General features: G+C 68.6%; 12 protein-coding genes. 4 read left to right on the top strand and 8 right to left on the bottom strand.

The annotated features are described in order from the left end of the window. Position 1: 1 nt before the first annotated feature. The 3 genes from cydB to Q7X29_RS05450 all read right to left on the bottom strand — a co-directional run bounded on the left by cydB (position 2) and on the right by Q7X29_RS05450 (position 3,616). Positions 2-1,030 (bottom strand): cytochrome d ubiquinol oxidase subunit II, encoded by a 1,029-nt coding sequence (gene cydB, locus Q7X29_RS05460; protein ID WP_218718762.1) that lies wholly within the window; start codon positions 1,028-1,030, stop codon positions 2-4. 9 nt (positions 1,031-1,039) lie between these two features. After that, on the bottom strand, positions 1,040-2,536 hold the full coding sequence (locus Q7X29_RS05455; protein ID WP_218718761.1) for a cytochrome ubiquinol oxidase subunit I: 1,497 nt from the start codon (positions 2,534-2,536) through the stop codon (positions 1,040-1,042). 177 nt (positions 2,537-2,713) lie between these two features. Continuing rightward, positions 2,714-3,616 carry an aminodeoxychorismate lyase gene (locus Q7X29_RS05450; RefSeq protein ID WP_218718760.1) on the bottom strand — a complete coding sequence of 301 codons (903 nt, stop codon included), beginning with the start codon at positions 3,614-3,616 and terminating at the stop codon, positions 2,714-2,716. Positions 3,617-3,726: 110 nt separating this feature from the next. Between Q7X29_RS05450 and ygfZ the strand changes: the two genes are divergently transcribed. The 4 genes from ygfZ (at position 3,727) to Q7X29_RS05430 (ending at position 6,869) form a co-directional block, all read left to right on the top strand. Next, a complete protein-coding gene (gene ygfZ / locus Q7X29_RS05445; protein ID WP_374104864.1) occupies positions 3,727-4,842 on the top strand; it encodes a CAF17-like 4Fe-4S cluster assembly/insertion protein YgfZ in 1,116 nt (371 codons plus the stop codon). An 11-nt stretch (positions 4,843-4,853) separates the two neighbouring features. Further along, on the top strand, positions 4,854-5,522 hold the full coding sequence (locus tag Q7X29_RS05440) for an MOSC domain-containing protein (protein WP_316573435.1): 669 nt from the start codon (positions 4,854-4,856) through the stop codon (positions 5,520-5,522). After that, the gene (locus Q7X29_RS05435; RefSeq protein ID WP_316573434.1) at positions 5,519-6,469 is read left to right on the top strand and encodes an asparaginase; all 951 of its coding nucleotides are present in this window, start codon (positions 5,519-5,521) and stop codon (positions 6,467-6,469) included. The genes Q7X29_RS05440 and Q7X29_RS05435 overlap by 4 nt, the downstream gene beginning before the upstream one ends. A gap of 175 nt (positions 6,470-6,644) precedes the next feature. Then, on the top strand, positions 6,645-6,869 hold the full coding sequence (locus Q7X29_RS05430) for a DUF3073 domain-containing protein (RefSeq protein WP_218718756.1): 225 nt from the start codon (positions 6,645-6,647) through the stop codon (positions 6,867-6,869). A 290-nt stretch (positions 6,870-7,159) separates the two neighbouring features. Here the strand turns inward: Q7X29_RS05430 and purM are convergent, their stop codons facing one another. From purM to Q7X29_RS05405, 5 genes are all read right to left on the bottom strand, one after another. After that, complete coding sequence (purM, locus tag Q7X29_RS05425; RefSeq protein WP_019044841.1) at positions 7,160-8,239, bottom strand: phosphoribosylformylglycinamidine cyclo-ligase; 1,080 nt, start codon at positions 8,237-8,239, stop codon at positions 7,160-7,162. Positions 8,240-8,358: 119 nt separating this feature from the next. Beyond that, entirely contained in the window at positions 8,359-10,032 is a 1,674-nt protein-coding gene (locus tag Q7X29_RS05420) for an ABC transporter ATP-binding protein (RefSeq protein ID WP_316573433.1), read from the bottom strand. Then, positions 10,025-10,981, bottom strand: a complete 957-nt coding sequence (locus Q7X29_RS05415; RefSeq protein WP_218718754.1) for an ABC transporter permease — start codon at positions 10,979-10,981, stop codon at positions 10,025-10,027. Before Q7X29_RS05415 ends, Q7X29_RS05420 begins: the two co-directional genes overlap by 8 nt. Continuing rightward, positions 10,981-11,991 (bottom strand): ABC transporter permease, encoded by a 1,011-nt coding sequence (locus tag Q7X29_RS05410; RefSeq protein ID WP_316573704.1) that lies wholly within the window; start codon positions 11,989-11,991, stop codon positions 10,981-10,983. Before Q7X29_RS05410 ends, Q7X29_RS05415 begins: the two co-directional genes overlap by 1 nt. Before the next feature lie 83 nt (positions 11,992-12,074). Next, the gene (locus Q7X29_RS05405; protein WP_255587836.1) at positions 12,075-13,691 is read right to left on the bottom strand and encodes an ABC transporter substrate-binding protein; all 1,617 of its coding nucleotides are present in this window, start codon (positions 13,689-13,691) and stop codon (positions 12,075-12,077) included. Positions 13,692-13,830: the final 139 nt, after the last annotated feature.

Raw genomic sequence — 13,830 nt, 5'->3', positions numbered from 1 at the left:
CTCAGTCCTTGCTGCTCAGCGGCAGCCCGGTCGGCGCCGGAATCTGCTCGACGGTCAGCCGCTTGCGGAACACCCAGTACGTCCAGCCCTGGTAGACCAGCACCACCGGGGTGGCCAGCACGGCGGCCCAGCTCATCACCTTCAGCGTGTAGGCGCTGGAGGAGGCGTTGTAGATGTTCAGGTCGTACAGCGGGCTGATGGTCGAGGGCAGCACGTTCGGGTACATCGAGCCGACGATGAGCACGGTCGCCGAGGCCACGGTGAGCGTGGTGCCCACGAAGGCCCAGCCGTCGCGCCCGGCCACGTTCGCCGCGCCGGCGAGCACCAGGCCGAGCACGGCCGCGCCCAGCGCCGCCCAGGTCCAGCCGGCACCGTAGGCGAGCTGGGTCCACAGCCCGAACGCGCCGACGATCACCGCGGTCGGCACCAGCAGCAGCCGGACGATGCGCTGCGCGTCGTCGCGGACCTCGCCACCGGTCTTGAGGACCAGGAACACCGCGCCGTGCAGCGCGAACAGGATGCCGGTCGCCAGGCCGCCGAGCAGGGCGTACGGGCTGAGCAGGTCCCAGACCGAGCCGACGATCTGGCGCTTGTCGTTCAGCGGCACGCCGCGCACCAGGTTCGCGAACACCCAGCCCCAGGCCAGCGCCGGGATCCAGGAGCCGATCCCGATGCCGATGTCGCACCAGGTCCGCCACTTCGGATCGTTGATCTTGGCGCGGTACTCGATCGCGCAGATCCGCAGGATCAGCGCGACCAGCAGCAGCAACAGCGCCAGGTAGAACCCGGAGAACATGCTCGCGTACCACTCGGGGAACGCCGCGAACATCGCGCCGCCTGCGGTGATCAGCCACACCTCGTTGGCGTCCCACACGGGACCGATGGTGTTGAGCACCACGCGCCTGCGGGCATCGGAGCCCTTGCCGATGATCGGCATCAGCATGCCGACGCCGAAGTCGAAGCCCTCCAGCACGAAGTAGCCGGTGAAGAGCACGCCGATCAGGACGAACCAGAATTGCTGCAGATCCATCACCGGCTCCTAGTAAGCGAAGGAAAGTTGCTCGACGGCAGGCTCTTCCGGTTTGCGATGCCTGCCGGTGTCCGGGCCGTCGGGCCCGTCGCCCGGGGTCGGCGGCGTCGGCTCGTCCGGCCCGGCGATCGTGTACCGGCGGATCAGGTAGAACCACACCACCGCCAGCACGCCGTAGAGCAGGGTGAACACGATCAGCGAGAAGATCACCGTCGCCGGGGCGTGGTCGGAGACGGCCTGCTGCACCGTCATCCGGATGTTCGGGTCGCCGGTCGGGTTGGGCACCACCGCCCACGGCTGACGGCCCATCTCGGTGAACACCCAGCCCGCGCTGTTGGCCAGGAAGGGCGTGGGAATCGCGATCAGGCTCAGCCAGGAGAACCAGCGTTGGTCGGGCACCCGGCCGCCGCGGGTCACCCAGAAGCCGACGAGCAGCAGCAGCACCGAACCGGCGGCCAGGCCGATCATGGCGCGGAAGGACCAGTAGGTGACGAACAGGTTCGGCCGGTAGTCGCCGGGACCGTACTTGACGGTGTAGGTCTGCTGGAGGTCGACGACGCCGTCGAGGGTGACGTCGGTGAACTGGCCCTCGGCCAGGTACGGCAGCACGTAGGGCACCTCGAGCACGTGGGTGACGCTGTCGCAGTTGTTGTGGGTGCCGACGGTCAGGATGGAGAAGTCGGGGTCGGTCTGGGTGTGGCACAGCGATTCCGCCGAGGCCATCTTCATCGGCTGCTGTTGGAACATCAGCTTGCCCTGGATGTCGCCGGTGAAGATCACCGCGACACCGGCCAGCGCGACGACCACCAGCGAGGCCCGCCCCACCGGCCGCCACATGGTGCGCGCGTCCTCGAGTTTCGCCGGGTCGCCGCTGCGCGCGTTGCGCACCATCCACCAGCCGGCGATCCCGGCGACGAAGGTGCCCGCGGTGAGGAACGCGCCCGCGACGACGTGCGGGAACGCGGCCAGCGTCGTGTTGTTGGTGAGCAGCGCCCAGATGCTTTCCAGCTCAGCGCGTTTGGTCTCGGGGTTGTAGCGCGCGCCGACCGGGTGCTGCATGAACGAGTTCGCGGCGACGATGAAGTAGGCCGAGGCGTTCACACCGAAGGCGACGATCCAGATGGTCGCCAGGTGCACCAGTTTCGGGAGCCGGGTCCAGCCGAAGATCCACAGGCCGATGAACGTCGACTCCATGAAGAAGGCGATGAGCGCTTCCAGCGCCAGTGGCGCGCCGAAGATGTCGCCGATGAAGCGGGAGTACTCGCTCCAGTTCATGCCGAACTGGAATTCCTGGACGATGCCGGTCGCGACACCGATGGCGAAGTTGATCAGGAACAGTTTGCCGAAGAACTTCGTGAGCCGGTACCAGTGTTCCTTGCCGGTGATCACCCAGGCGGTCTGCATCATGGCGATCAGCGGCGCGAGGCCGATGGTCAGCGGAACGAAGATGAAGTGATAGACGGTGGTGATACCGAATTGCCACCGGGAGACGTCCACAATGTCCATCCGACCCTCCAGCTTCTACTACGACAAGTCGTAGTAGATCGTACGCCTGGATCTACCGCTGGTGAGCGTGACAACCGCCACGACACGCCGGAAAATTGCTGCACGATTGGATATACGCGGTCCGACCGGGCGATCCCGGCGCCGCAGGGGCACGCCCACCCGTGCCCCTCACACGACTCACCAGTCGCCGATGGTCCCCGGACGTTCGATCCCCAGATCCACCATATCGATGATTTCCTGCGCATTATCCGGTGCCGACATGCGTACGCCGTCGAGCTGGTTCACCCGCGCGGCCAGCGTGATGCTCGACAGCAGCCAGATGCTGTCGCAGTCGAACAGGTCGGCGGTGAACAGCGACTGGTACTTGCACTCCCAGCCCTGCTTCTCCGCGACCGCGAACAGCGAACGCTGCGTGACCCCGGGCAGCACTCCGCTCTTGGCCGGCGGGGTGATGAGCTGCTTGTCGCGGGCGATCACCACAGTCGAGCGCGGGCCCTCGAGCACGCGATGCTCGGTGCTGTGGAAGATCACGTCCTCGGCGCCCATCCGGCGGGCGAAGCGCAGCGCGGCCATATTGGTCGCGTAGGACAGCGTCTTCGCGCCGAGCAGCTGCCACGGCGCCGCCTGGGCGAGGTCGACCGAGATGCCACGGGCCAGCGACATCACCTTGACGCCTTCGGCGCGGGCGGTCGCGACGCGGGCCGGTACCGGGGAGACGAGCACGTACGCGGTGGGCTTGGGGTCGGTCGAGGTCAGGCCGGTCGGCGCGTCGTATTCCGAGTCGCGGCCGCGGGTGTAGATGAGCCGCAGCATGCCCTCTTCCTCGGAGCCCCATTCCTTGACCGCGACCTCCACCGCGGAGCGCCATTTCGACAGCCCCGGCTCCGGCAGATCCAGCGCCTGCGCCGACCGCCGCAGCCTGGCCAAGTGGAATTCCAGCGCGGTCGCCGTGCCGCCGCGCACCAAAATAGTTTCGAAGACGCCATCGCCGCGCAGTGCGCCGATGTCGTCGGCATAAAGCGACGGCGCGTCCGCATCAGCGACCGCGCCGTCGAGTGTCACAAGAACCCGTTCTCCCATGTGACGAGCGTAGGCGTTATCGGTCCGTTATGCCTACGGCTGCGCACATTGGGGCGTGCTCGGACGCCCGGCTGCGGCGTGTGTCGGTAGACGCGCCTACAGTGGTCGATGTGTCGGTGGTTGTCGCCCCCAGTCCTGTTCTCCACACTCCGGGTGCCGTCGCGGGCGCTCCGGGTTCCCCGGACGCCGCCGTCGCCTGGCATTACGGCGATCCGTTCGGCGAACAGAAGGCCGCCGCGCAGCGGGTCGCGGTGGTCGATCGCTCGCATCGCAGCGTCGCCAGGATCACCGGCGCCGAGCGCCTGAGCTGGCTGCACACCATCACCAGCCAGCACATCGCCGCGCTGCCCGACGGGCACAGCGCCGAGAATCTGGACCTCGACCTCAACGGCCGGGTGCTGCACCACTTCGTACTCACCGATCTCGACGGCACCGTCTGGCTCGACACCGAGGCCGAGCGCGGCGCCGACCTGCTGTCGTTCCTCCAGAAGATGGTCTTCTGGGCCGACGCCAAGCCCGAGGCCGCGCCCGACTACGCCGTGCTGAGCCTGCTCGGTCCCCGCGTCGCGACGCTGCTCGACGCGCTCGGTGTCGAGGCGCTGCCCGAGGTGTACGCCGCCGTCGCCCTGCCGGGCGGCGGTTTCCTGCGCCGCATGCCGTGGCCGAGCGCCGATTCCTTCGATCTCGTCGTCCCCCGCGCCGAGCTCACCACCTGGTGGACCAAGCTCACCCAGGCCGGGGCCGAGCCCGCGGGGATGTGGGCGTTCGAGGCCCTGCGGGTGGCCGAGCTGCGGCCCCGGATCGGCGTCGACACCGACGAGCGCACCATCCCGCACGAGGCCCGCTGGATCGGCGGCGTCGACGAGCACGGCGCGGTGCACCTGAACAAGGGCTGCTACCGCGGCCAGGAGACGGTCGCCCGGGTGCACAATCTGGGCAAGCCGCCGCGCAACCTGGTGCTGTTGCACCTGGACGGTTCCGCCGACGAACGCCCCGCCGTCGGCGACGACGTCACCGCGGGTGGCCGCACGGTCGGCAGGCTCGGCACGGTCGTCGACCACTACGAACTCGGCCCGATCGCGCTGGCGCTGATCAAACGGTCGGTCCCCGCGGGCACCGAACTGGTGGTCGGCTCCATGGCCGCCGCCATCGACCCCGACTCGATCCCCGCCGACGATGTCGTGCAGGCGGGCCGGGCCGCTGTCGACCGGCTGCGCGGGCGATGAGCCGCGAGCTCATGCGTGTCGGTGACACCGGCCGGGTCGAGGCCGTGTGCGTCGTGCACGCCGAACTCGAGGTGCGTACCCGCGTCGGCCGCACCGCGATCGACAAGCGCCCGGTCGACGGGCGGGTCGCGGTCGGCGTGCTCGGCCTGGCCGGCGACCACGTCTGCGACACCGTCAACCACGGCGGCGTGCATCAGGCCGTGTACGCCTACGCCGAGGAGGACGCCCGCCGCTGGGCGAGCGAACTCGACCGCGAGCTTCCCGCGGGCTGGTTCGGCGAGAACCTGCGGCTGAGCGGGCTCCCGATCAGCGACGCGGTGCTCGGCGCGCACCTGGCCATCGGCGACACCCTGCTCGAGGTCAGCGCCCCGCGCGTCCCGTGCTCGACCTTCCAGCAGTGGGCGGGTGAGCGGCAGTGGGTCAAGCGCTTCACGCTCCAGTCCGATACCGGCGCCTACTTCCGGGTCCTCACCGAGGGCACGATCGGCGCGGGTGACGAGGTCCGCGTGGTCGCGGTGCCCGGCCACGGCATCACCGTGCGCGATCTGTTCACCGGCGCCGACCCCGCCCTGCTGGAGCGCCTGCGCACCGAGGAGCCGACCATCTCCGACGATGTCCGCATGCAGATCGACCGGCACACCCGGACCCGGGCCGGCGTCACCGTGGAGGTCAGCCCATGAGCGTGGAACTGGTCGAGGTGGTCCGCTCGGGCTTCCGGGAGTGCGTGCACCGCGGATCGGTGGTCGTGCTCGACGCCGACGGCACGCCGACGCTCGAACTCGGCCAGGTGCACGGCCCGATCTTCCCCCGCTCGACCAACAAGCCGATGCAGGCGTTGACCCTGCTGCGCAACGGTTTCGACCCCGTCGACGACGCCGAGCTGGCCGTGGCCACCGCCTCCCATTTCGGCGAGCCCGACCACATCGTCCTGGTCCGCAGGCTGCTCGACCGCTATGGCTTCACCCCGTCCGACCTCGCCTGCCCGCCCGACCTGCCCTTCGAGGAACGGGCCCGCGCCGCCGCGCTCACCGGCTCGGGTCCGAGCCCGCTGTACATGAACTGCTCGGGCAAACACGCGGCGATGCTGGCCACCTGCGTGATCAACGACTGGCCGCGCACCGGGTATCTCGAGGTCGAGCACCCGTTGCAGCAGGCCGTGCTCGCCACCGTCGCCGACGTCACCGGCGAACCGGAGACCGACCTGGGCATCGACGGCTGCGGCCTGCCGATCGTGCCCGTCTCGCTGATCAATCTCGCGCGCGCGTTCGCCGGCTTCACCACGGCCGAGCCCGGTACCGCGCCGCGCCGGATCGCCGATGCCGTTCGGGCGAATCCGCGAGTGATTTCGGGCACGAAGGGCCCGGACCTGCTGGCCATGGCGGCCACCCCCGGCCTGTTCTGCAAGATCGGCGCCGACGGTGTGCACGCCGGCGCGCTGCCCGACGGCAGGGCCTTCGCGTACAAGATCGACGACGGTCACGACCGGGCCCGGATGCCGCTGACGCTGGCGATTCTGCGCAGACTCGGGGTCGACTGGACCGACCAGCACACCGAGCTCGCGGCCACCGCGGTGCTCGGCGGCGACGCCAGAGTCGGCGTCATCCGCGCGATCCCGGGCGTGCTCTGAGACCAGGCGGTCTGGGCGAAGAAGGGGCAAACGGCGGCGGTTCGGCAGTTCTTCACCCACTCCTGGGAGCGCGACCGTCTAACACACGCTAAAGTGTCTGTCAGGAAGAGTATTAATTCGAACGGGGCCGCCAACAAACCCCAGGCCGCCCCGCAGTGACGCGAGGGGGTCAGCCATGGGCCGTGGCCGGGCTAAGGCAAAGCAGACCAAAGTCGCACGTGAGCTCAAGTACAGCTCCGCGCCGACCGACTTCGCGAGCCTTCAGCGCGAGCTGTCGGATAGCACTCCGCTCCACTCCCAACCAAGGAGTGGCGGCGTACTTTCCGATGAGCACGACGCAGACGATTCGCCGTCCCGTTGGAACAACGAGGACGACGACTACGACAGCTGGCGTCGCTGATCGAACGCCGGTGAAAAGGGGGAGGCCACGCGGCCTCCCCCTTCAACCGTTGTTCCGGCAGCGACCCAGGCTCGCAGCAGTACGGCGAACATCCGAATAGACGACGAGCGTCCTGTGCACACACAGGACGCTCGTCGTGTTCGCCGCCTCGGGACCCCGACCGCCCCGAGCCGACGGGCACCTACCCCACTCGTGAGGGATAGCCGTTCCTACGGCGAACAAAACACGCCGTTGCAAAGACGTGAGCCGGGTCGCGGCGGCGACCCGGCTCACGTGGTGGACGGAGTGCGTCAGAACCTGGGGTGATCGCCCAGCAGCACGGCGCGCGGGGCGTCGGCGTCGGCGGCCTTCTTGACCTGGCCCAGGGTCCAGCAGTCGATGTGGCGGGCGGTGAGCACCGCCAGCGCGCGATCGGCGTCCTCGGGCGCGACGATGGCGACCATGCCGACGCCCATGTTGAACGTCTTCTCCATCTCGACCCGCTCGACCCGGCCGCGCTGAGCGATCATCTTGAACACCGGCGCCGGGTTCCAAGTGCCGCGGTCCAGTTCGGCGACCAGGCCGGCGGGCAGCACGCGCGCCAGGTTGGCGGCCAGACCACCACCGGTGACGTGCGAGAAGGTGCGCACATCGGTCTCGGCGATCAGCGCCAGGCAGTCCTTGGCGTAGATCCGGGTCGGCTCGAGCAGTTCCTCACCGAGGGTGCGGCCGAACTCCTCGACATAGCCGGTCAGCGACATCCGGTCGATGTCGAGCAGGACCTTGCGGGCCAGGCTGTAGCCGTTGGAGTGCAGGCCCGAGGAGCCCATCGCGATGACGACGTCGCCGGGGCGCACGCGGTCGGGGCCGAGCACCGAGTCGGCCTCGACGACGCCGACGCCGGTGGCGGACAGGTCGTAGTCGTCGGGGTCCATCAGGCCCGGGTGCTCCGCGGTCTCGCCGCCGAGCAGCGCGCAGCCTGCCTTGATGCAGCCCTCGGCGATGCCGGAGACCAGCTCGGCGACCTTCTCCGGGACGACCTTGCCGATGGCGATGTAGTCCTGCAGGAACAGCGGCTCGGCGCCACAGACCACCAGGTCGTCGACGACCATGGCGACCAGGTCGAGGCCGACGGTGTCGTGCTTGTCCAGCGCCTGGGCGACGGCGATCTTCGTGCCGACACCGTCGGTGGACGCGGCCAGCAGCGGCTCGCGGTATCCGCCCTTGAGGGCGAACAGGCCGGCGAAGCCGCCTAGCCCACCCTGCACCTCGGGTCGGCTGGCCTTCTTCGCCAATGGTCCGAACAATTCGACGGCGCGGTCACCGGCTTCGATGTCCACGCCTGCCGCGGCGTAGGAAGCGCCGGCACCGCTGGGGGTCTGTTCAGTCATTGTGGGGGAAAGCTCCAAACCGAATCGGCGGACAGATGCCTAGTAACTCTAAGTGATCCGCCGGTTCAGCTGTCGTTCGGCTCCTGCCCCCGACTCGCCCGCTGCGCTCCCTCATGTGCTCATTGTTCCAGCTCCGTGGCGAAAGTGGCGGCGATCTCAGCTCGGCGACCGCGCTGTTGGACGGGGTCGGGAACCGGAACCGCGGCGACGAGACGGCGGGTGTACTCGTGGCGCGGATGGCGCAGGATCTGTTCGTTGTCGCCTTCCTCGACGCAGGATCCCTCGCGCAGCACCATGATCCGATCGGCGAGCTGGTCGACGACGGCGAGATCGTGGCTGATGAACAGGCAGGCCCAGCCGCACTCGCGTTGCAGCTGCGCGAACAGCTCGAGCACCGCGGCCTGCACCGAGACGTCGAGCGCGCTGGTCGGCTCGTCGGCCACCAGCAGGTCCGGATCGAGCACCAGCGCCCTGGCCAGGCTGGCCCGCTGCCGCTGCCCACCGGACAGCTCGTGTGGGTAGCGCTTCTCGGTGCCCGCGGGCAGCTGGACGTCGTCGAGCAACGTCCTGACCCTGGCCGCGATGGCGGCCCGGTCGCCGGTGCGGTGCACCACCATCGGCTCGGCCACGCACTCGCCGATCGTCAGGCGCGGGTTGAGCGAGCCGGCCGGGTCCTGGAACACGAACCCGAAGCGCCGCCGGATCGGGCGCAGCTTGCGCTGGGACAGCTCGGCGATGTCCTGCCCGCGGATCAGCACCCGCCCCGAGGTCGGCCGTTGCAGCGCCGCCACGCACCGGCCGATCGTCGACTTGCCCGATCCCGACTCCCCGACCAGCCCGAGGGTCTCCCCCGGCCGGATCCGCAGGCTCACCCCGTCGACGGCCCGGAACGCGGGGCGTCCGAACGGCCCAGGGAACTGGACGACCAGATCGCGCACCTCGAGCACCGGCTCGGCCTCGGGGTCGATCGCCGGCCGCTCGATGGTCGCCGCGCCCAGATGCGGGACGGCATCGAGCAGCGCCCTGGTGTACTCGGCGCGCGGGCTGGCGAACAGCTCGTGCACCGGCGCCTGTTCGACGACCTCGCCCGCCCGCATCACCACCACCCGGTCGGCCAGGTCGGCGACCACACCCATGTTGTGGGTGATCAGCACGATCGCGCTGCCCAGCCGGTCGCGCAGGTCGCGCAGCAGTTCCAGGATCTCGGCCTGCACGGTGACGTCGAGCGCGGTGGTCGGCTCGTCGGCGATGATCACCTTGGGCTCGCAGGCGATGGCGATCGCGATCATCACCCGCTGCTTCTGCCCGCCGGAGAGCTGGTGCGGGTAGTAGTCGACCCGGTGCTCCGGATCGGGGAGCCCGACCGTGCGCAACAGCTCGATCGCCTTGGCACGGGCGTCCTTGCGGCTCGTCCCGCTGTGCGCGCGCAGGGCTTCGCAGATCTGGAAGCCCGCGGTGAACAGGGGATCCAGCGCGCGGGCGGGTTCCTGGAAGACCATCGAGACCTCGCCGCCGCGCAGCGCGGTCAGCTGCTTCTCGGTCATCGAGGTCACCGCGCGGTCGCCCAGGGTGACCAGCCCGCGCACCTGGGCGGTGTGCGGCAGCAGCCCGATCGCGGTGCGCGAACTGACCGACTTCCCCGAGCCGGACTCGCCGACGATGGCGAGCACCTCGCCGGGGAACACTTCGTAGGACACCTCGCGCACGGCCGCGACCGGCCCGCTGTCGGTGGCGAAGGTCACCGACAGTCCCGACACCGACAGCGCGGGTGTTCGGGTTGCGGTCTCAGTCATCGGCCGTCTCCTTCTCGTCCACCGTGGTGACCGCGCGCCGGGTCCGCAGCAGCGGGTTCAGTGTCTCGTCGATGCTCTCCCCGACCAGCGTCATCCCGAGCACGACGAGCACGATCGCGGTGCCGGGGAAGATCGAGGTCCACCAGATCCCGTTGGACACGTCGTTGAGCGCCTTGTTCAGGTCGTAGCCCCACTCGGCGGCCTGGGTCGGCTCGATGCCGAAGCCGAGGAAGCCGAGCGCGGCCAGCGTCAGGATGGCGTCGGCGGCGTTGATGGTGATGATCACCGGCAGCGAGCCGGTGACGTTGGACAGGATGTGCCGGAACATGATTCGCGCCGTCGAGGCGCCGGTGACCCGCGCCGCGTCCACGTACGGCTCGGTCTTCACCGCCACCGTCGCGTTGCGCACGACCCGGAAGTACTGCGGCACATAGACGACCGTGATCGCGATCGCCGCCGACAGCATGCCGCCGAGACTGCTCGACGTGCCGCCCGCGACGACGATCGACACCACGATCGCCAGCAGCAGCGTCGGGAACGCGTAGATGGCGTCCATGACCAGCACCAGCACCCGGTCCACCCAGCGCCCGACGTACCCCGACAGCAGCCCCAGCGGCACGCCGACCAGCAGCGAGAGCACCACCGCGATCACGATCACCAGCAGCGCGGTGCGCGCGCCGAACAGCACCCGGGAGAACACGTCCTCGCTGCGCACCGAGGTACCGAACCAGTGCTCGGCCGATGGCCCCTGCTGTGGCACGAAAGCCACACCGTCGGCGCTGTTCTGGGCCAGCCCATACGGCGCGAGCAGCGGCGCGAACACCGCGACGAAGACGAAGCCGGTGACCAGCACCAGCCCCGTGATCAGCGTGATCCGTTGCAGCCCAGCGGTCATCGACAGCAGCCCGGCGCCCGGTATCCGGCGCCGCTTCACCGTTGCGGTGCTCATCAGAACCTCACCCTCGGGTCGATCAGCGCGACGACGGCGTCGACGACGAAACTCATCACCGCGACCAGCAACGCGATGAACGCGACAATGCCCTGCACCGCGATGAAGTCCCGCGCCCGCAGATACTCGGCGAGCTGATAGCCCAGGCCCTTCCACTCGAAGGTGGTCTCGGTGAGCACCGCGCCGCCGAGCATCATCGCGATGCACATCCCCATCACCGTGATGATCGGGATCAGCGCGTTGCGCATCGCGTGCCTGCCGGTGACCACCCGTGCGGACAGTCCGCGCGCTCGCGCCGCCTCGACGAAATCGCTGCGCAGCGTCTGGATCAGGTTCACCCGCACCAGCCGCAGGAAGATGCCGCCGGTGAGCAGGCCGAGCGCGACGGCGGGCAGCACCGCGTGCTCGAGTACGTCGAGCACGTAGGACGGTTCGCCGTACAGGATCGAGTCGATGATCAGGATGTTCGTCTTCGGCGAGACGTGCTGGAGCGCGAGTTCCACGTCGGTGCTCGCCCGCCCGCCGACCGGGAACCAGCCCAGCCACACCGAGAAGATCAGCTTGAGCAGCATGCCGACGAAGAACACCGGGGCCGCGTAGGCCAGCACCGCGGCGAACCGCAGCACCGCGTCCGACGTCGAATCCCGATGCGTCGCCGCGTATCTGCCCAGCGGCACACCGACCGCGAAGGCGACCAGCAAGCCCCAGAACACCAGCTCGAACGTGGCGGCGCCGTAGGTGATCACCACATCGCCGATCGCCTGATTGTCCTGGGTCCGTCCGAAATCGCCGTGCAGGAAGCCGGTGATGTACTCCCAGTACTGGGTCAGGATCGGTCGATTGAGCCCCGCGGCCTCCTTGCGCTGCTCGATCTGATCCTGGGTCAGCCTGCCGCCCATGGCCGCGCTGATCGGGTCACCGATCACCCGCATCAGGAAGAACACCACCGTCACCAGCAACCACGCGGTCGGCAGGATCAGCAGCAGCCGGATCAGCAGGTACCGCAGCAGAGCCACCTGGCGGGAACCCCCGCCGCGCGTCCACCCGAAACGCCGCACCCGGATCAGCGATCCGGATGCGGCGGGAACGTCACTCACTTGCTCAGTACCGTGAACCGGAACTTGAAGGAGCCGTCGAGGGTCTGATCGACGCCGGAGACGCCGGGCTTGGACACCGCGACCTGCTTACCCGAGAGCAACGGGAGCGTGGGCAGGAAGTTCTGTGCCAGATCGGTCTGGATCTTGCGCAACAGCTCGACCCGCTTGGCCGGATCGGCTTCGGTGGTCTCGGCGGTCAGCTGGGCGTTGATGCCGGGATTCTCGAAGTGCGACTGCAGGAAGTTGTTCGGGCCGAAGAACGGCGAGAGGTAGTTGTCGGCGTCCGGGAAGTCCGGGAACCAGCCGAACTGGTACATCGGGTAGCCGTCGGAGGCCCGTTCCTTCTGGTAGGTCACCCATTCGGTGGACTGCAGGTTCACCTTGAACAGGCCGGAGGCCTCGAGCTGGGACTTCACCGCGGCGTACTCCTCGGAGGAGCTGGAACCGTAGTGGTCCGGGTTGTACTGCAGGTTGAGCGTCACCGGTGTGGCCACGCCCGCGTCGGCGAGGAACTTCGCCGCCAGCGTCTTGTCCGGCTTGGCGCCGTAGAGCTGCTTGAGCGGCTCGGCCGCACCCGTCATCCCCTGCGGGACATAGCCGTACGCGGGCTGATAGGTGTTCTTGTACACCGCCGAGGCCAGCGCCTCGCGGTCCACCGAGGACGCCAGCGCCTTGCGCACGGCCAGCTTCTGCTCGGGGGTGTTGCCCGGCATGGTGTTCATGTTGAACACGATGTAGCGCAGCTCGCCGCCGGGACCGTCGGTCACCTTCACCTTGGAGTCGGCACGCAGGGAGTCGATGTCGGTGGGCGTGAACGAGCGGTAGCCGACGTCGATGGCGCCGTTCTGCAGGTCCAGTTTGAGGTTGTCGGAGGTGGCGTAGTACTTGGTCGAGACCGTGGAGTTCTTCGGCGTCCCGAGGATGCCCTGGTAGTCCGGGTTGGCCTGGTACTCGACCAGCTTGTTCTTGTCGTAGCTGGTGATCGTGTACGGGCCGGAATAGCCCTTGCCCTGGACGACTTCGTCGTCGGTGGCGACCTTGTCGGCCGGGAACACCCGCTCGTCGACGATCGGTCCGGCCTGGGTCGGCAGGATCGTCGGGAAGGTCTGATCGTTGGCGACCTTCAGCGTGAAGGCGACGGTGAGATCGTCGACCACCTCGGTCTTGTCGAGGTTGCCGAGCAGCGAGGCGGGACCGTGCGGATCGTTGATCTTCAGCATCCGGTCGAAGGAGAACTTGACGCTCTTGGCGGTCAACGGATTTCCGCTGGCGAATTTCAGCCCGGATTTGATCTTGCACGTGTACACGGTGGGCGTACTGAACTCGCACTTCTCCGCCGCGTCGGGCTTGGGCGTGGTGTCGCCGGGCGCGAAATTCAGCAGATACGAATAGATCTGGTTCTCCACCAGCAGCGAGCCGTTGTCGTAGGCCGCCGCCGGGTCGAGCGAGAAGATCTTGTCCGTCGTGCCGACGACCAGCCCCGCCCCGGACCCCGCCTCATCGGTGCGCCCCGAACCGCAGCCCGCCAGCGCGGCCGCGACCACCGCCGCGACACCTACTGCGGCAACTTGTTTCGCGCGATTCCTGCGGGCGCTCATTGCACTGTTCAACATCAGGTCCCATTCTCGAACGCCGCGTCGTCGCCGCGCCTGGATCACAGGAGCGGCGACCACGCGGTGAGCCAGCGATATATCGGGGGACCGTACAGGCGAACCATTACCGCCCAGTTTCAAATCGGGCGAAAAATTGCGG

The sequence above is a fragment of the Nocardia canadensis genome (genome assembly GCF_032656385.1).
Classification (GTDB): Bacteria; Actinomycetota; Actinomycetes; order Mycobacteriales; family Mycobacteriaceae; genus Nocardia; species Nocardia canadensis.
Note: the sequence above shows the minus strand (reverse complement) of the source record. Positions and strands in the feature narration are given on the sequence as shown.

Coding starts and splice junctions, on each gene's coding strand:
- cydB (WP_218718762.1), bottom strand. CDS start 1,030: ATGGATCTGCAGCAATTCTGGTTCGTCCTGATCGGCGTGCTCTTCACC.
- Q7X29_RS05455 (WP_218718761.1), bottom strand. CDS start 2,536: ATGGACATTGTGGACGTCTCCCGGTGGCAATTCGGTATCACCACCGTC.
- Q7X29_RS05450 (WP_218718760.1), bottom strand. CDS start 3,616: ATGGGAGAACGGGTTCTTGTGACACTCGACGGCGCGGTCGCTGATGCG.
- Q7X29_RS05440 (WP_316573435.1), top strand. CDS start 4,854: ATGCGTGTCGGTGACACCGGCCGGGTCGAGGCCGTGTGCGTCGTGCAC.
- Q7X29_RS05435 (WP_316573434.1), top strand. CDS start 5,519: ATGAGCGTGGAACTGGTCGAGGTGGTCCGCTCGGGCTTCCGGGAGTGC.
- Q7X29_RS05430 (WP_218718756.1), top strand. CDS start 6,645: ATGGGCCGTGGCCGGGCTAAGGCAAAGCAGACCAAAGTCGCACGTGAG.
- purM (WP_019044841.1), bottom strand. CDS start 8,239: ATGACTGAACAGACCCCCAGCGGTGCCGGCGCTTCCTACGCCGCGGCA.
- Q7X29_RS05420 (WP_316573433.1), bottom strand. CDS start 10,032: ATGACTGAGACCGCAACCCGAACACCCGCGCTGTCGGTGTCGGGACTG.
- Q7X29_RS05415 (WP_218718754.1), bottom strand. CDS start 10,981: ATGAGCACCGCAACGGTGAAGCGGCGCCGGATACCGGGCGCCGGGCTG.
- Q7X29_RS05405 (WP_255587836.1), bottom strand. CDS start 13,691: ATGTTGAACAGTGCAATGAGCGCCCGCAGGAATCGCGCGAAACAAGTT.